The sequence below is a fragment of the Paraglaciecola mesophila KMM 241 genome, assembly GCF_000315015.1.
Taxonomy (GTDB): domain Bacteria; phylum Pseudomonadota; class Gammaproteobacteria; order Enterobacterales; family Alteromonadaceae; genus Paraglaciecola; species Paraglaciecola mesophila.
Genome location: NZ_BAEP01000054.1, coordinates 145,909 through 167,644 on the forward strand (window position 1 = coordinate 145,909; position 21,736 = coordinate 167,644).

24 protein-coding genes are annotated in these 21,736 nt (G+C 43.7%); 16 read left to right on the plus strand and 8 right to left on the minus strand.

Going from position 1 to position 21,736, the window contains the following annotated elements:
• Positions 1-51 precede the first annotated feature (51 nt).
• Entirely contained in the window at positions 52-315 is a 264-nt protein-coding gene (gene rpsT / locus GMES_RS12985) for a 30S ribosomal protein S20 (protein WP_006993166.1), read from the plus strand.
• A 214-nt stretch (positions 316-529) separates the two neighbouring features.
• Complete coding sequence (locus GMES_RS12990) at positions 530-1,966, plus strand: M28 family peptidase (protein ID WP_006993167.1); 1,437 nt, start codon at positions 530-532, stop codon at positions 1,964-1,966.
• A gap of 91 nt (positions 1,967-2,057) precedes the next feature.
• Here GMES_RS12990 and GMES_RS12995 read toward each other — a convergent pair whose 3' ends face one another.
• Genes GMES_RS12995 through GMES_RS13005 form a run of 3 tightly spaced genes read right to left on the minus strand, consistent with a single transcriptional unit; the run spans position 2,058 to position 3,640 of the window.
• Entirely contained in the window at positions 2,058-2,504 is a 447-nt protein-coding gene (locus GMES_RS12995; RefSeq protein ID WP_006993168.1) for a flavodoxin domain-containing protein, read from the minus strand.
• A 33-nt stretch (positions 2,505-2,537) separates the two neighbouring features.
• Positions 2,538-3,296 carry a tRNA pseudouridine(65) synthase TruC gene (gene truC, locus GMES_RS13000; protein WP_006993169.1) on the minus strand — a complete coding sequence of 253 codons (759 nt, stop codon included), beginning with the start codon at positions 3,294-3,296 and terminating at the stop codon, positions 2,538-2,540.
• Entirely contained in the window at positions 3,296-3,640 is a 345-nt protein-coding gene (locus GMES_RS13005; protein ID WP_006993170.1) for a YqcC family protein, read from the minus strand. The genes truC and GMES_RS13005 overlap by 1 nt, the downstream gene beginning before the upstream one ends.
• A 71-nt stretch (positions 3,641-3,711) precedes the next feature.
• On the opposite strand from GMES_RS13005, the gene GMES_RS13010 reads away from it, so the two are divergent.
• Positions 3,712-4,737, plus strand: a complete 1,026-nt coding sequence (locus tag GMES_RS13010; RefSeq protein ID WP_006993171.1) for a DUF3549 family protein — start codon at positions 3,712-3,714, stop codon at positions 4,735-4,737.
• Positions 4,734-5,039: a DUF3301 domain-containing protein gene (locus GMES_RS13015; protein WP_006993172.1), complete on the plus strand. Its 306-nt coding sequence runs from the start codon at positions 4,734-4,736 to the stop codon at positions 5,037-5,039. Before GMES_RS13010 ends, GMES_RS13015 begins: the two co-directional genes overlap by 4 nt.
• 978 nt (positions 5,040-6,017) lie before the next feature.
• Here GMES_RS13015 and GMES_RS13025 read toward each other — a convergent pair.
• On the minus strand, positions 6,018-6,662 hold the full coding sequence (locus tag GMES_RS13025; protein ID WP_006993173.1) for a GNAT family N-acetyltransferase: 645 nt from the start codon (positions 6,660-6,662) through the stop codon (positions 6,018-6,020).
• A 113-nt stretch (positions 6,663-6,775) separates the two neighbouring features.
• Between GMES_RS13025 and GMES_RS13030 the strand changes: the two genes are divergently transcribed.
• Positions 6,776-7,006, plus strand: coding sequence for a DUF2789 family protein (locus GMES_RS13030; protein WP_006993174.1), 231 nt, complete (start codon positions 6,776-6,778; stop codon positions 7,004-7,006).
• 81 nt (positions 7,007-7,087) lie between these two features.
• Here GMES_RS13030 and GMES_RS13035 read toward each other — a convergent pair whose 3' ends face one another.
• On the minus strand, positions 7,088-7,453 hold the full coding sequence (locus tag GMES_RS13035; protein ID WP_006993175.1) for a DUF3192 domain-containing protein: 366 nt from the start codon (positions 7,451-7,453) through the stop codon (positions 7,088-7,090).
• Between the two features lie 190 nt (positions 7,454-7,643).
• Here GMES_RS13035 and GMES_RS13040 point away from each other — a divergent pair, with 190 nt between their 5' ends.
• Positions 7,644-7,934, plus strand: a complete 291-nt coding sequence (locus GMES_RS13040) for a hypothetical protein (protein WP_006993176.1) — start codon at positions 7,644-7,646, stop codon at positions 7,932-7,934.
• A gap of 4 nt (positions 7,935-7,938) precedes the next feature.
• Here the strand turns inward: GMES_RS13040 and syd are convergent, their stop codons facing one another.
• Positions 7,939-8,499 carry a SecY-interacting protein gene (syd, locus tag GMES_RS13045; RefSeq protein ID WP_006993177.1) on the minus strand — a complete coding sequence of 187 codons (561 nt, stop codon included), beginning with the start codon at positions 8,497-8,499 and terminating at the stop codon, positions 7,939-7,941.
• A 126-nt stretch (positions 8,500-8,625) separates the two neighbouring features.
• Here syd and queF point away from each other — a divergent pair, with 126 nt between their 5' ends.
• From queF to GMES_RS13075, 6 genes are all read left to right on the plus strand, one after another.
• Positions 8,626-9,465, plus strand: coding sequence for an NADPH-dependent 7-cyano-7-deazaguanine reductase QueF (gene queF, locus GMES_RS13050; protein ID WP_006993178.1), 840 nt, complete (start codon positions 8,626-8,628; stop codon positions 9,463-9,465).
• A 72-nt stretch (positions 9,466-9,537) separates the two neighbouring features.
• Positions 9,538-10,893 carry a nucleotide 5'-monophosphate nucleosidase PpnN gene (ppnN, locus tag GMES_RS13055; protein ID WP_006993179.1) on the plus strand — a complete coding sequence of 452 codons (1,356 nt, stop codon included), beginning with the start codon at positions 9,538-9,540 and terminating at the stop codon, positions 10,891-10,893.
• 87 nt (positions 10,894-10,980) lie between these two features.
• Positions 10,981-11,355, plus strand: a complete 375-nt coding sequence (locus GMES_RS13060) for a DUF3192 domain-containing protein (RefSeq protein ID WP_006993180.1) — start codon at positions 10,981-10,983, stop codon at positions 11,353-11,355.
• A 14-nt stretch (positions 11,356-11,369) separates the two neighbouring features.
• On the plus strand, positions 11,370-13,127 hold the full coding sequence (locus GMES_RS13065; protein ID WP_039987411.1) for an HDOD domain-containing protein: 1,758 nt from the start codon (positions 11,370-11,372) through the stop codon (positions 13,125-13,127).
• A 175-nt stretch (positions 13,128-13,302) separates the two neighbouring features.
• The gene (locus GMES_RS13070; RefSeq protein ID WP_006993182.1) at positions 13,303-14,310 is read left to right on the plus strand and encodes an isocitrate dehydrogenase; all 1,008 of its coding nucleotides are present in this window, start codon (positions 13,303-13,305) and stop codon (positions 14,308-14,310) included.
• A gap of 157 nt (positions 14,311-14,467) precedes the next feature.
• On the plus strand, positions 14,468-14,776 hold the full coding sequence (locus tag GMES_RS13075) for a ComEA family DNA-binding protein (protein ID WP_006993183.1): 309 nt from the start codon (positions 14,468-14,470) through the stop codon (positions 14,774-14,776).
• Positions 14,777-14,855: 79 nt separating this feature from the next.
• Here GMES_RS13075 and galU read toward each other — a convergent pair whose 3' ends face one another.
• Positions 14,856-15,749 (minus strand): UTP--glucose-1-phosphate uridylyltransferase GalU, encoded by an 894-nt coding sequence (gene galU / locus GMES_RS13080; protein WP_006993184.1) that lies wholly within the window; start codon positions 15,747-15,749, stop codon positions 14,856-14,858.
• A 1-nt stretch (position 15,750) separates the two neighbouring features.
• Complete coding sequence (locus GMES_RS13085) at positions 15,751-17,091, minus strand: UDP-glucose dehydrogenase family protein (protein ID WP_006993185.1); 1,341 nt, start codon at positions 17,089-17,091, stop codon at positions 15,751-15,753.
• 428 nt (positions 17,092-17,519) lie between these two features.
• Here GMES_RS13085 and GMES_RS13090 point away from each other — a divergent pair, with 428 nt between their 5' ends.
• The 4 genes from GMES_RS13090 (at position 17,520) to GMES_RS13105 (ending at position 21,623) form a co-directional block, all read left to right on the plus strand.
• The gene (locus GMES_RS13090; RefSeq protein WP_006993186.1) at positions 17,520-17,864 is read left to right on the plus strand and encodes a hypothetical protein; all 345 of its coding nucleotides are present in this window, start codon (positions 17,520-17,522) and stop codon (positions 17,862-17,864) included.
• A 108-nt stretch (positions 17,865-17,972) separates the two neighbouring features.
• Positions 17,973-18,671 (plus strand): YjbF family lipoprotein, encoded by a 699-nt coding sequence (locus tag GMES_RS13095; protein ID WP_006993187.1) that lies wholly within the window; start codon positions 17,973-17,975, stop codon positions 18,669-18,671.
• 13 nt (positions 18,672-18,684) lie between these two features.
• On the plus strand, positions 18,685-19,482 hold the full coding sequence (locus GMES_RS13100) for a capsule biosynthesis GfcC family protein (RefSeq protein WP_006993188.1): 798 nt from the start codon (positions 18,685-18,687) through the stop codon (positions 19,480-19,482).
• Positions 19,482-21,623 (plus strand): YjbH domain-containing protein, encoded by a 2,142-nt coding sequence (locus tag GMES_RS13105; protein ID WP_006993189.1) that lies wholly within the window; start codon positions 19,482-19,484, stop codon positions 21,621-21,623. The genes GMES_RS13100 and GMES_RS13105 overlap by 1 nt, the downstream gene beginning before the upstream one ends.
• Positions 21,624-21,736: the final 113 nt, after the last annotated feature.

Genomic DNA, 21,736 nt, shown 5'->3' on the forward strand with positions numbered 1-21,736 from the left:
AGGCACAATCCGCACCCTTGAATTTTGACTAGAATTTTTTGGGAGTTCCACTTGGCTAACATTAAGTCTGCTAAGAAACGTGCACTACAATCAGAAAGACGCCGCCAGCACAACGCTAGCCGTCGTTCGATGACACGTACATCTTTGAAGAAAGTACTTGCTGCAATCGCTTCTGGCGACAAAGCATCTGCTCAGGCTGCATTTGCAGCTGCTACACCTTTGATTGACCGCATGGCAACTAAAGGTCTTATCCATAAAAACAAAGCTGCTCGTCATAAGAGCCGTTTGTCTGCACAGATTAAAGCTTTAGCTTAATATCAGTTCAGAATTTTTATTGTCAAAAAAGCGCTTAGGCGCTTTTTTTGTGCCTAAAATTTACGTTTATCGCAGCCTCTCTCCTTTTTGAAACAGATTAAAGTAACTTGAATTAATCTAAGCTAATACCATTTCAGTAAATAATTGCTCAGTGGTCAATTATTTTTACTGGAGTTGGTATAAAGAAACAATAATATCCATTTAAGGAAAGCATATGAAAAGCACACATTTATATCGTTCGCTTGCACTAACCGGCACCTTGCTAATCAGTGCTTGTGCATCAACTGAAGCAACGGATACAGCTACAGCTACAGCTACAGCTACTAATCAGCTTGCCGAACTAAGTGCGCAAGCCATGAATAGCGATACCGCTTACGAAATAGTAAAATCACTCACAGTAGAAGTAGGACCGCGAATAGCAGGCAGCGAAGGTGATAAGCGCGCGGTTGAATGGGCAGAAAGTAAATTTAAAGAACTGGGATTTGATAACGTCTACAAAGAGCCTGTGCGAGTTAGGAATTGGTCTCGAGGTATTGCTGATGCAAAAATCATCGCTCCTTATCAACAAAAATTATTTATTACCGCATTAGGCGGTTCAGTGGCCACTCCTGAAGGCGGCCTTACCACTGAAGTGGCTATGTTCAACTCTTTGGCTTCATTAAAACAAGCTGATGCAGCGCAAGTAGATGGAAAAATAGTTTTCATTAATCAACGCATGCAGCGTGATCGCGCTGGCAAAGGCTACGGCCCTGTCGTTATTGGCCGCTCACAAGGTGCTATTGAGGCGGCAAAATTAGGCGCTAAAGCTGTCCTTATTCGCTCCGTCGGTACCGATAATTCACGCTTTGCACATACCGGTGTTATGCAATATTCCGACGATGTACAGAAGATCCCCGCAGGCGCGTTATCAAACGCTGACGCTGACAACCTACAAGCTATGATCGACGCAGGTAATGATGTGACATTGGCAGTAGACATGCGCGCTAAAGAACACGGCTGGCAAACGTCTTACAATGTTGTTGGGGAATTTACCGGTACTGAGTCTCCTGAAGAGGTTGTGCTGATAGGTGCTCACTTAGATTCATGGGATGAAGGCACAGGTGCGCTGGATGATGGCGCAGGTGTAGGGATTGTTACCGGCGCAGCTACCTTAATAAAAAACCTAACTGGCCAACCCAAACGGACGATCCGAGTAGTACTTTATGCGTCTGAAGAATTCGGCTTAACTGGCGCGCAGGAATATACCCGTAAGCACAAAGAGGAATTAGGCAATATTATTGTTGCAGCAGAGTCTGACTTTGGTGCGGGGGAAATTTATCAAATGGATACCCTATTCACGCCGAATGCACTTGAGGTGGCTACCCCCTTGTTTGCCGCCCTTGCCAAAATAGGCATTAAACAAGGCCATAATCAAGCTGGCGGCGGCCCTGATGTGTCAATGCTCCCCAAGCACGGGGTGCCGGTGGTTTCTTTGCTACAAGATGGCACCTATTATTTTGACTACCATCACACGGCGAATGACACCTTAGATAAGGTTGATCCAAAAGCATTAGCACAAAACCAAGCCGCTTATGCGTTGCTTGCGTATTTCATGGCAAATAGCGGTATTGAGACGCGCCCTGCGCCTAAAGAAACGGCACAATCACATTAGCGAAGTCAAAGCGGTATCATGATTCGCACAAAAAAGGCGAGGTGTCGAAATAGAACCTCGCCTTTTGATTAGCTTTAACTGAAGCTGCTAACTATGCGAATTCAGCTGCCAATGGCTCTATAAAAGCCAACGCTTCTTTTTCAGGCTCAAGAGTTTCACAAGCATCAATCTTAAGCATATCTGCAACTGGCTTGCCTTGTAATTCAAGCAATAACGCTTGTATTTGCTCGCCCGCACCGCAGTATGAATCACAGTAACTACTGTCACCTAAGCCAATGACAGCAAACGGCTTCTGATCCATCAAAGGGAACATGTCCTTTAAATCTGCAACAAAAAACTCGAGATTCGGCGGAATATCCCCCTGCCCCGTAGTGGAAGAAACAAAAATGTACCCATCACAGCGTTTAAAATCATCAATGCTTGGGTCGTCATATATTTCGCTGACCACTTGTTTACTGGTGAGCAGCTCTTGTACTTGCTCTGCAACATGTTGGGCGTTACCGTAAACTGAACCAACGAAAATACCTACTTTACTCATTTTTTACTCTTCCTTTGCTAAAACAAAATTAGTTTACCGATTATTTGAAAGCAGATCTAACCTATCTAACGATGGTATTGCCCAGCCCCATTGCGTCATCAATGTAGACATTCTTTGGTCGAAATCATTCACTATCGCCAATTTTTCGTTACTTACCGGGTGTGTCATGCACATTTGTTGACAGGTCAATGCCAGACCATTAAATGAAAACTGGTCCCGCATAAATTTATTGTGTTTGCCATCACCATGAGTGGTATCACCGACAATGGGATGATTAATATGGCACATATGCCTGCGCAATTGGTGCTTGCGGCCTGTTTTAGGGTGCAGCCGCACGAGCGTGTATCGAGCGGAGGGATAACGACTGACAGCAAAGGGCAACTCAAATTGCTGTAGAGGTACGTATTCTGTTTGTGCTTCTTGGGCGTCTTTATCTTGTTTAGCACGTTTATCGGCTATTTTATCGAGCTTTTCTTTAAGGGCATAATCAATCAAACCCGCTTCTTTTACATGGCCGCGCACAATCGCGAAGTAAGTTTTTGCTATTGTATTACCAGCAAATTGCTCCCCCACCAGGCGAGCAATATCGGCAGACAAAGCAAACACTAGCACTCCGGATGTTGGGCGATCTAAACGATGAACCGGAAACACATGTTGACCGATTTGATCTCTGAGCATCTGCATCGCAAACTGGGTTTCGTGACGATCAATCATGCTTCTGTGTACTAATAAACCAGCGGGTTTGTGAATAGCGACTAAGTATTCGTCTTGATACAAAATAGTTAATGTCATTATTCTGCTCCACTAAATTGAAGGTCAATTTGCGCTAACACTTCAAGTACTGGTTCCCGCGTGGGCTGCCCTGTCGTGTATTCTTTAGCCCACTCTAGTGCCATCGGCATCAGTGCCATTCGTGTTGGCAGTGGCTTTTCCTCTTGCAGCAGTTCATTCATCTTGGGAATAAAGATAAATTGCAGCCACTGAGCAAACCCCAAACGATCACAAGCAAAAGGCAATTCACTCTGCATTGCCCAAAGTGAAGGCGGGGAAGAAGACCATTGCTCAGCTGTTTTCAATGCCACGGTCAATTGCGATAACAGCTTCAGTACTTGGACTTCTGAGGCGCTACATGGCATGCTTCTGCTCATATTCAATCATCTCAAAATTAGGTTGTTTCCGCGTAATGCGCGGCAGTTTATAGGTAAACATGAATCAAATCAGCTCCATCAGTGAATTTCTTCTTCACGCTCAAACCGAATACCATGTATTTGATATGGGTCGCACTATTCGCAGCATCGAAAGCCAGACTTTTCTAAATATAGAAAACGCCAGTGAGGCAGCGCCATACCCTCGCCAACAACACGCATGGTTCGGTATTATTTTCTTCAGTCGGCAATTGAGTCGCGAGCATTACATTTGGTTTGTAAAACTTCCTTTAGACGAAAAAGGCTTAGTTATCAGTGCCACGCGCAATCATTTTTTACAAATCATCACTGATGCTTTAGGCGCCCAATTAGAATATAACAAAGCAGCCCAGGGGCGTTTACCTGAAAATCCATATACGTTCGTACCGAACCAACAGCAACTAGCTGATTTTAATAGCATAAGCCGAAATGTATTACAGCTACCGCCCAGTGAGTATTATTCACCTGCAGTGCTTTACTTCGCTCAGCCTCAAGCCCACGATTGGCAGAATGTCGCATTGCAAGGTATTGCCGATATTGCCGCGAGCGTGCGCCGTAGAGAAGGCGCGCAGTTAATTACTGAAAATATCACTAAGGTAGCCCCTCAAGTGCAGCAAGCGTTGATGTCATCCCTTGAGAACTACGCGTTAGATAAAGACACTAGCCAGTGTTTAATTGACCATGCGCAGCAGCGTTTTAATGAGCCTCAGCAGATCCAGTGGACCTTACGTGCTTTGAGCCAAAGTGTAGCTAATACTGTCGTTAACAGCTTTATTCAGCGCGTACTTGATTCACAGCATGGTAAAACGCCGGAGATCATGTTGTTAATTGCAGCAAGACATTGGCCCTGTTTACAAGATGAACAAATTTTGCGCCAATACATTAATCAACTTGCCGACATTGATATCGAACTATGTGCCGATTTGTACAGCGACTTAGTGCAGATCCCAAGTATTCGCCCTACTATGCTCAGTGTCATCAGATGGCAAGACAAGACGCCAGCAGTAACGCAAATGGTCGGCCATTTATTTAGTGGACAGCAAAAATGAATTTGTTTGATTTGACATTATTTCTGGTGATCTTATTGGTGGTATTTCAGTTTTGGCGCATGCGAGCGATTACTGAAAAAGCTAACCAATATCTCGCTCAGTATTGTGATAAGCATGGCTTGCAGCTGATTAGTAACGCGCGGCAAAAAACACGACTAGGCAGTTACCGGGGCAAATTAGATTGGCAAAGTTGTTTCGTATTTGAATTTTCAGGCAATGGTGAAAACAGTTATCAAGGCACGCTCACTATGGCCGGAAAGCATATTTTAAACGTTGATACTCCTGCGTATCGAATAGATTAGCCCTTTTAGGTTTTTGCTTATTGGATAGCTATTGATTGAAGTGGATAATAGACAACCACTTCTTTATAGAAGCCCAGAAACTGCAAAGGCGCGGCCTGAATCATTTCAAGCCACGCCTTTACATCAAAATTGAAGGTCCCTCTGTGCGCTCCTTCGCAACAACTACATCACACCATCCTTGTCTTGTCCTTCTGTCATTCATCCTGAATGCGGCACCTATCCCAAGTGTGTCCTTTTCCTTTAATCACCTTCCAAGGTGAGTGCTGTCTTCCCGGCAGCGATCCTGTTTGCATCCAATGCGCTTACGTCCTTATAAGCAACTCATCCTGAGTTAGTCCATATCCTTTAGCTCTGACGAGCAACTTCATCCTGAAGCGTCCATTTCATCCCTGTTCCATTCATCCTGAATAAACGCTCGTCCTGAGCGGGTCCTTGTCCATTGCGCTATCGCGCGACTTCATCCTGAAATATCCTTGTCATCCTTTCCATTCATCCAGAATGGGCACTCGTCCTGAGTGGGTCCTTTTCCTTGTTACCATTTCCAAATGGGATGCTCATACTGAGCCTTTCCTGATAATCCTTGTAACAGTTTGTCCATAAAACTGTATTGCTCGTCCTGAGCTTGTCCTAGGTCATCCTTGTGTCTTCCTGACTCGTCGTGTTTCCCTGTGACGAAACAAACTATATAACAAACAAAAACATTTTCGACATAGATCCGTGACACTTATGTGACACCTATTAGCCTAAAGTCTAAATTTTTTGTTAAATTTGTTTTAATTCAGTAGGTTAGGAATGTAGCAGAGAGAATTACTGGCGTGTGAAATGACTTTATCCTACACCCTTGTACGAAATCTCTTACAAGGGGTGAAGGTTATGTCCTAACGTTAAACAGTGGTGCAGGTAATTAAATTAGGCTTCGCTTGGAAAAGTTCCATTTTTATTCGGCAATTTTGTAAAAAAAAGTACAAAAATTGACAATTACTGGCGCTCACAAAACATTAAATGCCCGGTGATATGCCCTGTTTCCAGTGCTTCAAGCATTTTATATTGCCCATCTTCAAAAAAAGATAAACATTTAGGTAAGGTGACGTATACGCCTATCCCTTCACTGGCTGCATCTTCTTTCATCACACTATCAATTGCACTCATCAAAATGTGCCCTAAGCCATAATGTTGGTAGTCAGGGTGTACCCCAATAAACGACAACATATGGTAGCGCTGAGCCGGTATATGCTCTCGCACCTTCTGCTCTTTATCTACCATTTGCTTGGTGCCAAAGTAGCCTGCGGTCAGTAACATTTTAAGACGCCAGTGCCAAAATCGGCTTGGCCCAAACTCAGCATCCGGCCCTATTAAGCAAGCCACCGCTAGCAAACGTTTATCGTCAAATAGCCCTATCATAGGTTGTCTAGCTTGCCAGAAAGCATTGAGCTCTTCTCGAATGGCTGAACGCAACCTAGACTCGTATCCTTCTTTGTTGTATTGGAATATGTCCATGAACAAAGGATCATCATGATATGCCTGATATAAAATTGACGCGGCAATCTTTAAATCTTCCGCGGCTAAATATATCGCTTTGATGTTATCCATATCTGGGGCGACAACGGTTTGAGATAATGGCATGCTGCTCTCTCCTAGGAGGTTTTAATTCTCATTACATTTCCATAATACATGTTAATATTTTGTAAAACGACAATTAAGTCAAACATAAACCATTAAAATATCAGGAGTATTCAATGGAAAATTATCACACGACGATGGGTGACCTCTTTGAGCAGTTGGGTTTAGGGGGTCAGGAAGGTGATGTTGAAGCTTTCATTGAGGAACATAAAGGGTTGCGCCAAGGTGTGCACATAGAAGACGCAGAGTTTTGGTCAAAAACGCAAGCGGAGTTTATTCGAAATGCATTGCTAGAAGACGCCGAGTGGGCAGAATTAATTGACCAATTGAACACGCGATTGCGTTAAATTATTCTTATAATAATCGATACCATGCTCGTAAAATAATTTACATCATGCTCATAACGAGCATGATGTGTTTGATTTTTACTAATTCAACATATTCAAAGCAGAGTCACCCCACCCCACAAGCTGGTCATTTTTTATTACCAGAGGCGTGCATTCGTCTTTCGTTGTTACACCATCATCGTCTTTGCGCTGTGTGCGATAGTATAAAACGTGGTATTGGTCATCACCTTTCTTTACGAACTCGCTAAAATCGGCGACGCCCATGCGATCCATCACTTCTCCTGTACTTAAGTTCGGCTGAAGGCGCGCTACTTCTTTGCGGTTGCTTCTTTCTTTTTTCTGCCAATCAGATTGATAACCATCATGGCCGTCACCGTCTACAGATATAACGCAGCCCGACAATAATAAAGATAACCCCAATGTACCTGCCAGAATGAATGGCTTCATAATCAACTCCTGTTTTTAGTTTTATTCAATAACAATATATGTGCGTCGTGATATTCACTTGATAATGAATATACAAAATTAGCGCCAATAGTTATCTATTTGATTCAAAAGACTATTTTAAATTTACAAAGTACCTTAGCTCAGGTTAAATAGTCGTTACCGCTAAAATTTCGCTGAATTGACCAAACTCATGACAAAACCTTTATCCCATATTGTTGCACTGTGCCAAACGCTTGCTAAAGAAGGAAAAAAACCAAGTGTAGGATTAGTGCGCAGCCGCGCAGTGGGAAAATTATCAGTACCTGATGCAATAAAAGGCATTCAAAGCTGGCAAGCGCAGCCCAATCAGGTAGTGGAGCCCAATAAAGAAGCAGACACAACAAGTGTTGAGCCCGCCACATTAGAAGACAGAGTTGCTGAGCTTGAAAAGCAGGTGCTTAATTTGACCCAGCAACTAGAAAGTTTGCTAGCAAATGGGTAAATAATTAGTCAGTCGTCGACGGCTCTATTTCATCTAAAAAAGTCGCTAAGTCGGGGGATATTTGCTCTTTGGGTTGTAAACCAACCTGCTCTAACATCACCGCCCCCGTTTGGTTATCCACACTTAACACAAAATCGTCTTCATCTGTGAGTGCAATAAAAATAGTTTCTGGCTGGCGTAAGCGGCGTTTCATGAGTATGTGTCCCACGATATTTTGCTGAAGTCGTTCAAAATCTTCTTCATTCCACGCCTGCAATATCTGCAACTTACCACTGGGGTGCTGCGCTACTATGTTGTCGCTCCAGTAGCGAGAATAAAATTGCGCCACATCGGGATGCAAAGTTAGTTCTAAAGCCTCTGATAGGTCTTTAAATTCAGATGCTTGCTCACGCAGCTCCGGTTTCCAGGGAATTAATTTACCTGTTTCAGGGGGCACGTCTGTAGCATAACAAGGGGATGGCCAGTCCGCGTCATACTCGATGGCCCCTGCTTCAGCATGATCCTTAACAAAGGCTGCAAAACGTCCCATAAAGTCATCTAATGATTGATTTATTCTTGAAGTCATATTGTGAGTCCGTACTTCGTTTCAAATACGGGTTAATGTAGCATTAAATTGCCTTTATCTTCTGGTAAAATAAGGCCTAACCTAATGTAATATATCGTTAACCTGTCATCACCTAGAGGCTCTCATATGCAAGATAAATCACTTCCTTCGGATATCTTAAGCTCCTTAACATTAGGCAAAGCAACACAATATAAAGAACATTACAGTCCAGATTTACTACAAGGCGTACCTCGCAGCCTAAACCGTGATGAACTCAATTTAGGTGACGCATTGCCATTCAAAGGAGTTGATCGCTGGAACGGTTACGAATTGTCGTGGCTAAACCTAAAAGGTAAGCCAGAAGTGGCTATTTTGCGCTGTGAAATACCTTGCGAGTCAGTTAATTTAATCGAGTCTAAATCGTTTAAACTTTACTTAAATAGCTTCAACCAAAGCAAAATCGAATCTATTCTTCATGTGCAAAAGATGATCAGCAAGGATCTCTCTGCCTGCGCTGGCTTGCCAGTAAACGTAGAGCTTTTTGCGCGAGAAACCTTTCCTGGCTTACAACTTGGAACACTAGAGGCCCAGTGCATCGACGATTTAGATATTAGTATCGACAATTACGACTTAGAGCCATCAACCTTGAAGGTTGAAGAAGAACAAGTGCAAGAAACTCTGTGTAGTCACTTGCTCAAATCTAATTGTTTGATCACTAATCAACCTGATTGGGGCAGTGTGTTGATCCGGTATCACGGCCGTAAAATTGAGCAAGAAAGCGTATTGCGTTATTTAATATCTTTTAGACAGCATAATGAGTTTCATGAACAGTGCGTAGAACGCATTTTCAGCGACATTATGCGATATTGTGAACCGCAGAAATTGACTGTGTATGCACGTTATACCCGTCGCGGCGGATTAGACATTAATCCATTTAGAAGTAATTTCGAGAGTATTTATCCAGAGCTGAGATTAGCTCGCCAATAAAACAGCGTTAGCCACATGTGAGCCACTTATTTTTCTTTCACATGCCCATGCTGTTTTCATTTAAGGAAATCAATGAAAAGTATTCAGTTAAATCCCGTTGGCGCCATGAGTCAATTGTCCAAATTAGAAGTCGACAAGCTAAACCAATCTGCTGACAGTCAGCTTTACCACTTGTTTCGAAGTTGTTGCTTGGCCGTATTAAATAGCGGTGCTGAAACAGATAATTGTGAAGACCTATTTGAAGAGAACGCCAAGTTCGATATCCGTTTGATCAGTCGTGAGCGCGGGGTAAAAATTGAATTAATTAACCCACCTGCTATCGCCTTTGTAGATGACAAATTAATTAAAGGTGTACACGAGCACTTGTTCTCTGTGCTGCGTGATCTGCTCCATATGAGGGATAGCTTTGATGCGTCAGAGTTCCCTGGGGTGGCGGAATCGGCGTATATCACTCATAAAGTATTCGATATGATGCGTAATGCGCAAACCATTAAAAATACCGCTGAGTTGAACTTAGTGGTTTGTTGGGGCGGGCATTCAATTGGCGAAACAGAATACCAATACACCAAAGAGGTAGGGTATCAACTGGGCTTACGCGAGCTGAACATTTGTACCGGTTGTGGCCCAGGCGCAATGAAAGGCCCAATGAAAGGTGCGACGATTGGCCACGCGAAACAACGTTACCAAAATCGCCGCTATTTAGGCATTACCGAACCCAGTATTATTGCTGCTGAGCCACCGAATGCTATTGTGAACGAGCTCGTTATCATGCCGGATATCGAGAAACGTTTAGAAGCATTTGTGCGCATGTCCCATGCGATTATCGTTTTTCCTGGCGGAGCTGGAACCGCAGAAGAGCTTCTTTATTTACTCGGGCTAATGCTAAATGAAGAAAATAAAGAGCAAGTGTTACCCATCATTCTTACCGGCCCCAAAATCTGTGAAGGATACTTTCACGCCATAGATAAATTCATTGGGGCAACCCTAGGTAAAGAAGCGCAATCTCTTTACCAGATCATCGTTGATGATCCCACATTGGTTGCTCAGACCATTAATCAAAAAAGAGCTGATGTACGCGCCTATCGTAAAGCCCGCGGTGACTCCTTTGACTTTAACTGGTCATTGAAAATCGAAGAGGAGTTTCAAGTACCTTTCATTCCCAGCCATGCCAGTATGACCGCATTAAACCTGCATTTTGGTCAACCTAAAGCAGAGCTGGCTGCAAATTTACGTAAGGCATTTTCAGGTATAGTCGCCGGCAACGTAAAAGCAGAAGGCGTCAAACTTATTCGCGAGCAAGGACCATTTAAACTCAACGGCGACCGAGAACTCATGACCTTAATGGACGAACTACTGCAATCCTTTGTTGTTCAGCAGCGAATGAAATTACCGGGTAGCGAATACGTGCCTTGTTACGAAATTATGTAATAAAATTAAACTGAGCGTGGTATTTTTAAACATTGTAAAAGATTACTCGCTCAATTTTTAAATTTTAATCACGACAGAACGACAAAAATGAATAAGAAAATAGTCACTCGTATCGGCATTGGTGTAGCATTATATGGTGTTTTTGTAGCAGCTGTATTGCTGTTTTATCCTGACAATGCTCAGGATATGGACTGGAAAGATCGCGAAGAGTACAACAAGGTCCAGGTTACTAAATTGGAACTAGGACAAACTAAACAACAAATATTAGCCTTGCTCGGCGGCCCTGATATTAGCGAAGCCAAGAAAACCGACGGTGAGATGTACCAAGTCATGTTCTTTCGCACACAACACGTAAAATCAGACGGCATCACAACTCAGGATGAGTGCACAGCACTTCTTTTGCAGAATGATGAGTTAATTGCTTGGGGTGACAGTGCCTACCAAGATTATTTAACCTTATAAGGGTTACCTGCTCTGTGCCTGATAGTTTAATTAAACAGCAGTATCAGAGCTTACATAAGTTGCTGGCGTTCTATCGCCGCCCTGCCCCGGAACCAGACCTGGTCCAAAAAACACTTGATTTCAACAACGCGTTGTTAGGGTTTGCAAAACTCCAACCAGATCTGGCCTTCGCACAAATACATCTTTATAAAGCGTCGCTACCGCGACATTACAATTTAGCCTTCAGCGCTAGTTTGATGACAGCATTGTTATGCGTGCGCAATCGATTTAACGAAACCACCACAATACAACTCATGAGCGCAGCGCTAAGTATTTTTGGGTTAGCTGAAGATGCATCTAATGTTGACCAAAGTGAGCAGTCTAGCTCTGCAAAAGTGACACATCATGAACCGCTGGCCAAAATATCCCCCAACAAAGCATTTAGTCGCATCTTAACTCAGTACCAACAAGGGGTGTGGTTACAAGGGTATCGCCACGGTCTGTGGCTAAATAAGACCTTCAAAGAACATCTTAAGCAGTTACAGTACGAGAGCACTGACACATCTATACTAGCATTAGCAATCCGATTAACCTTGATAATGCATAACACACAAAAAAGGACTAAGCAGAGCTTTCAAAGTGCCCTTGCTTTAGTTGTTCAAAAATCACCAAGCGCGCAGGCACAGTTATTGGAGCCTCTGCTGGCATACCCAAGTGTCACGCCGCCTGGCACTTATATAATGTTAGATGACGACTCACTGGCTCTGGTTACCGGCATAGCAGGTGATAAATTGCTTTGTTACCCGCAAAATACGTCCCGACATTCGTCTACGCACTCATCTCATTTTAGTGTTGCCAGGACTCGCGTCAGACGCGTTTACCCTGCACAATCAATAAAAAAACTCGGGAACCTCACAACTTGGTGGGGAAATGATTGGCAATTGTTTGAGCAAGAATCGGGTACAAAAGCAGAGTCGCCATTTATGCAAAGTTATAAAATGAGTCGCCCTCCTGTCACCTTGACGGCAATACAAAGTCAGCTAAATAAACCGGTTCAAGATATCAATAAATTGAGTTTGGCCATCGCACGAGAGCCTTCATTTGCCCAGCACTTACGTAAGACCGCATCGCAAAGTAGTCGGCAAAAACTGCCTATTAAAGACATTCAGCATGGCTTAATGATGCACGGATTCGAGCGATCTGGCAGCATTATTATGCAACAAGCGCTTCTGAGCAGGTTGAACCAACACCATTTCCCACTGCAAAGAGCGTTTATTAGCTTTGTACAGTTACGCGGCCATATAGCAGCGAGCTTAGCGAAAATAGGGAATATTGGCATTCCCGAACAAGCGTGCACTTTGGCATATTTTGCTTGTGTCGGCCTATTCACTCATGTTCAATTAAAAATTCAAACCCAATGGCAAAAAAGTAACCGTACTAGCTATGATATGACGACATTGGTGCGCTGCGTAAAGCCAGAACAGCTGCGCAGTCATGCGGTGTCGATGGCAGAAGCTTGGCAGCAAAGGCGTCACGAGATTGTCGCATTAAACAACTACCATGATGTGAATTACCTAACCGAGAATAAACGAAGCCCTCAGGTCGAATTGGCTGCTATTTTGGGGATCAGCTTGATGCTAACGAGAGAACTTTATTTTAGCGATGCCAAGCGTTGCGTGCAAAGCCAACAATATTGTAGCAGCGCCTGTGAAGCGTTACGTATAAATGGCCAAGAATTAGAATATATCAAGTCTGAAGCCTATACCATCTGTCATAGTTTTTCACCGTTGTAATTCCGCGTTACAGCGTATCACAACTGGTTTTCATAGCGGTTTTGTGGTATAAATCGCGCCCTAAAAATAACGACTTATGTGCTGGTAAACATAGCGCATATCGCTGTATTCGTAGCAGCACTCGACAGACGACAATTGACGGCCCCCCGTCAGAATTAACATTAAGGATTAGTTTATGACTAAGCAACGCATTACTGTCATTCGTGGAGATGGTATCGGCCCAGATATTATTGACTCTGCACTACAAATTTTAGACAAAGTAGGCTGTGATTTTGATTATGACTTTGCCGATGCTGGCTTAGTTGCCCTAGAAAACCATGGGGAATTGTTACCTCAAGAAACGCTTGATTTGATTGCTAAAAATAAAGTCACCCTAAAAGGGCCCTTAACGACTCCCGTTGGTGAAGGCTTTACATCAATCAACGTTAGTTTACGTAAAAAATTCCAGTTATACGCCAACCTGCGCCCCGTATTGTCGTTTAAAGGTACAAAAGCGCGATACGAAGATATCGACATAGTAACCGTGCGTGAAAACACAGAGGGAATGTACTCAGGTCTTGGTCAAGTCGTGTCTGAAGACGGAAACGAAGCCGAAGCAAAAAGCCTTATTACGCGCACAGGTGCTGAGCGTATTTTGACCTACGCTTATGAAATGGCAATTCGAGATGGTCGCAAAAAAGTAACAGCGGTACACAAAGCGAATATTTTGAAGTCAACGTCTGGTTTATTCTTGAAAGTGGCCCGTGAAGTAGCTCAGCGTTATCCGCAAATTGAGTCTACTGAAATGATTGTAGATAACTGCTGCATGCAATTGGTGATGAACCCTCATCAGTTTGATGTCATTGTTACCACAAACTTATTCGGTGATATTTTATCTGACCTTTGCGCTGGATTAGTCGGTGGTTTAGGTATGGCCCCTGGCGCTAATATCGGCAAAGACTGTGCGATTTTTGAAGCTGTGCATGGCTCAGCCCCTGATATTGCAGGTAAAAATCTTGCTAACCCAACGTCGGTTATTCTTGCTTCTATACAAATGCTTGAATACCTAAACATGGGCGAGCAAGCTGAAAAAATCCGCTATGCACTAAAACAAGTCATTGAAACGGGCGACCGCACCACAAGAGATTTAGGTGGGGAGCACGGAACAAGTGACTTCACTCAAGCGATGTTAGAACGCTTATAAATCCCAAATCTATTTATCATAAAAGGGACTCTACTGAGTCCTTTTTTTTCGCTTATCACTATATCCAGCCCCTTTTCTTTACCTTATTTAAAAGCACGACTAGTCTTACTGCTGTGCAATTGCACCGAAATGGAACAAATAAACAAGGAGATTCACTATGAAGAAGTTTATCGCTACCCTATTTTTTGCAGGTGTTTTATTGGCCGGATATGTTGGCAACGTAGTTGCTGAGGCCAAAGTAGACAAAAGCAGTGTCTCGCAAATGAAGTCGCAGAAAATCAATTTGAATACGGCAACAGCCGAGCAGTTAGTCACTTTGCCAGGTATTGGTAAGAAGAAAGCAGCCGCAATTATCGCCTATCGAGACAAAAGTGGAAAATTCACTAAAGTGAGCGACCTCACTAATGTCAAAGGTATAGGTAAAAAAATGGTGGCTAAACTCACTGATCATGTTCAGGTCAAATAACGTTTAACGTAACAGTAAGGCATAAAAAAGCCCCGTGATGGAAAACATCACGGGGCTTTTCTTCGAATAGCGTATGTAGTTATTTCACTAGTGTTTGTAAAAACTCGTTAAACTCAGTACCTAATTCGGGGTGGCGCATCGCATATTCAACGTTCGCCTTCATATAGCCTAGCTTGCTGCCACAGTCATGGCTCTTACCTTTCATGTAATAGGCATCAACCTGTTCAGTTTGCATCAAAGAATCGATAGCATCTGTCAGCTGAATCTCATCTCCTGCACCAGGTGTGGTTTTAGCAAGAAGGTCCCAGATTTTTTCTGACAAGACATAACGTCCAACAACGGCTAAGTCTGATGGTGCGTCTGATAGGTTAGGCTTTTCAACCATGCCATGCATTTTTGCTGATTCACCAGGTGAAAGCTCCACGCCGTCTAAGTCGACGATACCGTACTTACTTACGTCTTCTTGAGGAACACTTTCCACCATGATTTGGCTGACTTGACTAGTATTAAATTTAGCCGTCATGTCTGCCAGGTTATCCTTCTTAGGATTACATGTACCTTCATCAACAATAACATCAGGTAGAACCACTGCAAATGGCGCATCACCAACCATAGGGCGGGCACACAATACCGCGTGACCTAAGCCTTTAGCGACACCTTGGCGTACGTGCATGATGGTAACGTCTTTAGGGCAAATCGCTTGCACTGCTTCCAATAGTTGACGTTTAACACGCTTTTCAAGGGTAGCTTCTAGCTCGAAGCTCGTATCAAAGTGGTTCTCAATGCTGTTCTTACTCGCATGAGTCACTAAGATAATCTCCTTTATGCCTGCATTCACACATTCGGATACAACGTATTGAATAAGTGGCTTATCAACAACCGGTAGCATTTCCTTTGGGATCGCCTTAGTTGCTGGCAACATACGCGTTCCAAGACCTGCTACTGGAATAACGGCTTTCTTTACTTGACTCATTTTATTGTCCTTTTACTGATAATCCACGACCTATTGCATAGTAATGCAAGCCGTATTCCAACATCATGTTGGGTTCAAATAAATTCCGTCCGTCAAAAATTAGCGGAGAAGAAAGTTTTTCTTTAATTAGTTCAAAATCTGGTGCACGGAATGCTTGCCACTCAGTACAAATAACCAAGAAGTCAGCACCGTTAAGAGCTGATTCTTTGGTGCCAACTAGGTCTAAATCATCACGGCTACCATAAATACGTTGGGTTTCTTCCATCGCTTCAGGATCATACGCTTTAACTTTGGCGCCCGCTTTCCATAAATTTTCCATTAGTACGCGGCTCGACGCTTCACGCATGTCGTCGGTATTTGGTTTGAAAGACAAGCCCCAAATCGCGACTGTTTTACCTTTCACATCACCGCCAAAGTGACGCATGATGTATTCAAACAACTTCTCTTTTTGGGCGTAGTTAACTTCTTCAACTGCTTCTAGCACTTTCGCACTGTAGCCAACACCAGTGGCACTGCGTACAAGCGCTTGAACATCTTTAGGGAAGCATGAACCGCCATAACCACAGCCAGGGTAAATGAATTGATAACCGATACGTGGATCAGAACCGATACCACGACGCACGTTCTCAATGTCAGCGCCCATTAACTCCGCGATATTAGACATTTCATTCATGAAGCTTATTTTTGTCGCTAACATACAGTTAGCTGCATACTTAGTTAGCTCAGCACTGCGAATATCCATCACGATAATTTTGTCATGGTTACGGTTAAACGGTGAGTAAAGCTCGCGTAGTTTCTTCTCTGCAGACTCACTTTCGGTACCAATGATAATACGATCAGGGCGCATACAATCATTTACCGCAGCCCCTTCTTTCAAGAACTCTGGGTTTGATACCACATCAAATGTTACGTTTTTGCCCAGTGATTCAAGCGTCTCTGCAACTTTTGCACTCACTTTATCAGCAGTCCCTACTGGCACTGTAGATTTGTTAATGATGATTTTGTGAGAGTCCATGTGCTCGGCAATTGTTTTTGCCACAGCCAGCACGTATTTCAAATCAGCAGAGCCATCTTCATCCGGCGGTGTGCCTACTGCAATGAAAACAACTTCACCGTGTGCAATACCGCGAGCAGCATCAGTTGTAAAATCAACACGCCCTGCTTCGTAGTTACTTTTTACTAATGGGGTCAAACCAGGCTCATAAATTGGTATATGGCCTTGCTTTAATTTGTCGACTTTATTTTGGTCTACATCAACACAAACCACGTCGTGGCCAACTTCTGCCATGACTGCAGCTTGCACCAAACCGACATACCCAATTCCAAATACTGTAACTTTCATCGAAGTAATATTCCTTAAATGTAAATTCAGGCGAATAATAACGCCTAATTATGACAAACTTTTGATCCTATTAGCCAAAGCAAAAACAATGCCTGAACGCCACGTTAGGCTTTTCAGGGATCTGATAACACCGACTGTCTTTTTTTCGCGACTAACTTTACATTTTACCCCTTATTGCCCCCAATTGGGAACGGCTAACAATAAAGAATTCGAACAAAAACGACTTTAAGCTGAAAAATCTAGTAAACCAGCTGAGTTACGCTGCAAAATCTCCCCCCATACTGATTTTTTAACTGAAAGAAGCTCGTTATTTTTACAACTAAAACACTATTTTAATGATTGTTTTATCTACACCTATTGAGGTCAGTAAATTATTCCATTAGAATCGGGGCAGTCTTGATTTTTACTTAACATGAAGGGAATGTATTATGAAAAAGATTCTTATGGCTGCAACCGCAGCATTAGCACTTGCTGGTAACCCAGTAATCGCTCAAGAAGTTGCTGGTGGAAGTGAGTCTCCTGAAGCGACAGTTGGTGGCGTTGGCGTTGGTACTATCGCTGCCGGTGCTGTTGGCCTTGCTATCGCTGGTGCGATTGTGTCTAACAACCGTGGTAACTCAAACACTGTTGATCCAACTGACCCTACTTGTGGTGAAGGCGAAACATTAGTTGATGGTGAATGTGTACCTTCAACCACTACTACAGTTACTTCAACAGTAACAAGTACAGTAACAACTCCAGTGACTGTTACTGCAACAACAACTTCTTTATAAGTTGTATTTGTTGTTAAAAGCCGCCTTTAGGCGGCTTTTTTATTGTTAAGGCTTTAATTTTAGTTAACATACCTCGCTTAACGATTTAACTCGGACATACGCCCACCCATGACCATCAAAAAATTTGCGTTTGCCATTTTCGTGGCCATAGCTACAACCAGTTGCAGTGGTACGTATCACGCCTATTACGACACCCTTAAAATCGCATTTTCAGAACCTAAAGACGCCGACATGACATTAGCCCAAGTGGCCGAGTCAAAAATAGATGTGATGTTAGTACAGCGAGGCGAAAGACCTAAGGCCATTATGGCGCTCGCCTACCTCGAGAACGGTAGACATAAATGGGTATCAGGTGATAACGCCATGTTTGTCATGGAACAAGGTCGGGTTGTACGCACCTTAGGGCTTAACAAAGACTTACTTTACTTAGGTAACAGTCAAGAGGATCCACTAAAACGTATTGCTAGCAGCACGAAGGTCAATGGCAGTGGAAAACAAAGCAGTAAGTGGCGCTACATTACAGATTGGTCCGGGGATGAATACGCTCATCCAATTGAATCGCATTTCATTGCCCCAGAAAACGAAACACTAACTCTGCTGAGTAAACCTATTAAAACCTTTCATTATGTAGAAACGCTGAGCTATCAGGCCCCATCAGATTACCTTCGTTTTAATCAAAACTGGCAAAATCATTACTGGTTTGATCGACAAAGTGGGGCTTTAGTCAAAAGCATTCAAACGCTGTCTCCTGCTAGTGAGCCAATAGAGTTTGTTTATTTAAGCCGCATCGCCCGTTTAGCTCATTAAGAAGTATTTACCCATGAATAAGCTTATTAAAATAACCCTGCTAAACCTGTGTATTTTTAGCAGTGCTTTGCATGCTCAAGTGACCCTGACTTGGCAGAACCACACCCAGACATACCCGCAAGCGATTCGATTAACTGAAGCACTAATGCCATTAATGCAATCAGCATACGGTAATTCAGACGACACAGCTGCTGGTTTTAGCAGTAACGACATCAGCAGCATTTACTGGCCTGCGGCGGCCCTGTATGAAACACAAGAAACCAAAGTAGCGCCTCTTCAAGCACAGCGCCGAAGCTTGATAGAAAAACTAACCACACTGCACCAACGCTTTGCGAATGATGATCGCGCACTGCTTAGTGCAATCGATCAGCTCACGCAGGTCGTGAATAGCTGGCAGCTAGGTAAGCGTTCACCCATAAAAATTGACCTCGACCTGGCCCGTATACAACCTCCTAATAACCCACTATTAACTGAAGGCGACTACACCTTGAGCGCCAAGCCGCGTGCAAAGCAGGTGTTTATTACCGGAGCCGTGAATCAAACCCGAGTTGTAGCCCATCAGGCCTATCAAGACGTAAGCCATTACGTGCCAGCAAGCGCGCGTATCGATAAAGCCAATCAGGATTATGTGTATGTGATCCAAGCTGACGGGCGCGTCATTTTTGCCCCCACAGCTTACTGGAATAAGCAACACCAGGAGGTTATGCCTGGCAGCCTGCTGTTTGTGCCTTTTAACACCTCTTTATTCCACCCTGAACTAGCAGAAGTTAACGACCTTGTTGTGTCTTTAGCAAAAAATAGGCTGCTGTAATGGCTAAAATGACCGAAACAAAACAGAAAAAATTTATGAAATTTACCTGGCTGACACTCGCCTCTTCGTTAACCTGTTTGAGTAGTTACGCCCAACAAGATTCAGACTACAACGACTGGAATATTTCCCCTGTGGGCAGCTCTCTTATGGTGCATGGTGGTACCGGCCTTATTCAAACGCCAACATCACGCATGTTAGCCGAAGGCGATCTGCGCGTAAGCTACACTGACAACGACGAGTATCGCTTTTGGTCTGCCACGTTGCAGTTGTTCCCTTGGATGCAAGCCACTGTGCGTTACACTGACGTACGCACTCGATTTTACAGCCCCTACCCTGGCTTCAGTGGCGATCAAACCCTAAAAGACAAAGGTATTGATGCGAAATTCCGCTTACTAAAAGAAAGCTACTACCTGCCTGAACTATCGGTTGGTTTTCGGGATTTTGGCGGTACTGGCTTTTTCGAAAGTGAGTTTATCGGTCTAAGTAAAAAAGTGGGTCCAGTAAACGTCCACCTTAACATGGGCTGGGGCTATTTAGGCACAGACGGTAATGTGTCTAATCCATTTTGCGACCTTACCGACAGTTTCTGTGACCGCCCAGGCGGTTTTACCGGCAATGGCGGCAAAATTGACTACCAACGTTTTTTCAAGGGGCCTGCGTCACTGTTTGGTGGTATCGAGTACCAAACACCTTGGGAACCATTACGTCTAAAAGTAGAGTATGAAGGCAATAATTACACTCGCGACCGCGCCGGAGCGCTTGAGCAAGACAGCAACTGGAACTTTGGTGCAAATTATCGTTGGAATAACTTTGACTTTAGCCTGAATTACCAGCGTGGTAACACTATCGGCTTTGGGGTTAGCTACAACTTCAACCTACATCAAATTAGTCAGCTAAAATTTGACGAGCCTCCTCGCGAGCTAAGCGCGAAACGCAAAGCAAGCTCCATTAACGACATTAACTTAGCTCGCATGAATCGCGACTTATTCAGTCAAGCCGGTTTTATTACCACCGACAGCAACATAAGCGATGAGCAGGTGACCGTTTATGGGCAGCAAATTAGCTACCGAGACAGTGACGTTGCCATCGAGCGTATGGGCCGTATTATGGCATCCGAACTGCCTGACAGCGTTAAACAATACAAGGTGGTAAACACCAACGGCTCTGTGCCCTTAGTACAAACTCAAGTAGACGCAGAGGCTTTTAAACGTGAAGCACGCTACGAAACGGTAACGCCTGATATAAAAAGCACCTATCAGCGCCAAGACATACAAAGCGATACGCTTGCCAACTATGACCCAGCGAATAACACAGGCTTTTTTACTGGTATCGAAACTTTTTGGGTACAAACCTTTGGTAACCCGGAAGATTTCTACCTTTACCAAGCAGGAATACTGGCAAATGGCGGTTACAGTTTTAATGGTAAAACCAGTGTTGCAGGTACTATCAAAGTCAATATATTCGAGAACTTCGATAAGTTTAATTTTACCACAGATAGCGCCAATAGCACTCTGCCCCGAGTGCGCACCAATGCGAGGGAATATGTGTCAGACAGAACTGTTACCATGGAAAACCTCTATCTGCATTGGAATGACCGAATCGCCCCCAACTTGTATGCACAGGTGTATGGTGGCTATTTAGAGGCCATGTATGGTGGTGTAGGAGCTGAGTTACTTTATCGACCCGTTGACAGCAACCTAGCTTTCGGCTTTGACATCAACTACGTACAGCAACGCTCTTGGGAAGATGACTTTGCCTTTTTCGATTACAAAGTGCTTACCGGGCATGCCAATATTTACTGGCAGCCTAGCTTTTTACCTGACACACAACTAACTTTTAATATTGGCCAATACTTGGCTAAAGACAAAGGGGTGACCGTTGACTTTGCTAAGCGTTTCGATAGCGGCATAGTAGTAGGGGCATTTGCAGCATTTACCGATGTCAGCGCAGATGAATATGGCGAGGGTAGCTTTACTAAGGGCTTTTACTTATCGATACCCTTTGATCTGTTTTCACTTAAATCGTCTAAAGGCCGCGGGCGCTTACCGTGGATCCCGATCGCCCGCGACGGTGGCCAACCATTAGTACGCCCTGTTACTTTGTACGGCACAACAAGTGAGCGATCGCCATTTGCAAGATAATGCTCAGTCAGACCCAGCTAGGGGAAGATCAAGGTGAAGCCAAATGAACGTAAGGGCATTCGAGTTTATGGGGGGCTTACGTCTTGTTAGCTCTTAGTAATTAGCTCTTAGTA

Bases quoted from the DNA above. Each gene is read 5' to 3' on its own strand.
- GMES_RS12990 (WP_006993167.1), top strand. From the start codon at position 530: ATGAAAAGCACACATTTATATCGTTCGCTTGCACTAACCGGCACCTTG.
- GMES_RS12995 (WP_006993168.1), bottom strand. From the start codon at position 2,504: ATGAGTAAAGTAGGTATTTTCGTTGGTTCAGTTTACGGTAACGCCCAA.
- truC (WP_006993169.1), bottom strand. From the start codon at position 3,296: ATGACATTAACTATTTTGTATCAAGACGAATACTTAGTCGCTATTCAC.
- GMES_RS13005 (WP_006993170.1), bottom strand. From the start codon at position 3,640: ATGCCATGTAGCGCCTCAGAAGTCCAAGTACTGAAGCTGTTATCGCAA.
- GMES_RS13010 (WP_006993171.1), top strand. From the start codon at position 3,712: ATGAATCAAATCAGCTCCATCAGTGAATTTCTTCTTCACGCTCAAACC.
- GMES_RS13015 (WP_006993172.1), top strand. From the start codon at position 4,734: ATGAATTTGTTTGATTTGACATTATTTCTGGTGATCTTATTGGTGGTA.
- GMES_RS13025 (WP_006993173.1), bottom strand. From the start codon at position 6,662: ATGCCATTATCTCAAACCGTTGTCGCCCCAGATATGGATAACATCAAA.
- GMES_RS13030 (WP_006993174.1), top strand. From the start codon at position 6,776: ATGGAAAATTATCACACGACGATGGGTGACCTCTTTGAGCAGTTGGGT.
- GMES_RS13035 (WP_006993175.1), bottom strand. From the start codon at position 7,453: ATGAAGCCATTCATTCTGGCAGGTACATTGGGGTTATCTTTATTATTG.
- GMES_RS13040 (WP_006993176.1), top strand. From the start codon at position 7,644: ATGACAAAACCTTTATCCCATATTGTTGCACTGTGCCAAACGCTTGCT.
- syd (WP_006993177.1), bottom strand. From the start codon at position 8,499: ATGACTTCAAGAATAAATCAATCATTAGATGACTTTATGGGACGTTTT.
- queF (WP_006993178.1), top strand. From the start codon at position 8,626: ATGCAAGATAAATCACTTCCTTCGGATATCTTAAGCTCCTTAACATTA.
- ppnN (WP_006993179.1), top strand. From the start codon at position 9,538: ATGAAAAGTATTCAGTTAAATCCCGTTGGCGCCATGAGTCAATTGTCC.
- GMES_RS13060 (WP_006993180.1), top strand. From the start codon at position 10,981: ATGAATAAGAAAATAGTCACTCGTATCGGCATTGGTGTAGCATTATAT.
- GMES_RS13070 (WP_006993182.1), top strand. From the start codon at position 13,303: ATGACTAAGCAACGCATTACTGTCATTCGTGGAGATGGTATCGGCCCA.
- GMES_RS13075 (WP_006993183.1), top strand. From the start codon at position 14,468: ATGAAGAAGTTTATCGCTACCCTATTTTTTGCAGGTGTTTTATTGGCC.
- galU (WP_006993184.1), bottom strand. From the start codon at position 15,749: ATGAGTCAAGTAAAGAAAGCCGTTATTCCAGTAGCAGGTCTTGGAACG.
- GMES_RS13085 (WP_006993185.1), bottom strand. From the start codon at position 17,091: ATGAAAGTTACAGTATTTGGAATTGGGTATGTCGGTTTGGTGCAAGCT.
- GMES_RS13090 (WP_006993186.1), top strand. From the start codon at position 17,520: ATGAAAAAGATTCTTATGGCTGCAACCGCAGCATTAGCACTTGCTGGT.
- GMES_RS13095 (WP_006993187.1), top strand. From the start codon at position 17,973: ATGACCATCAAAAAATTTGCGTTTGCCATTTTCGTGGCCATAGCTACA.
- GMES_RS13100 (WP_006993188.1), top strand. From the start codon at position 18,685: ATGAATAAGCTTATTAAAATAACCCTGCTAAACCTGTGTATTTTTAGC.
- GMES_RS13105 (WP_006993189.1), top strand. From the start codon at position 19,482: ATGGCTAAAATGACCGAAACAAAACAGAAAAAATTTATGAAATTTACC.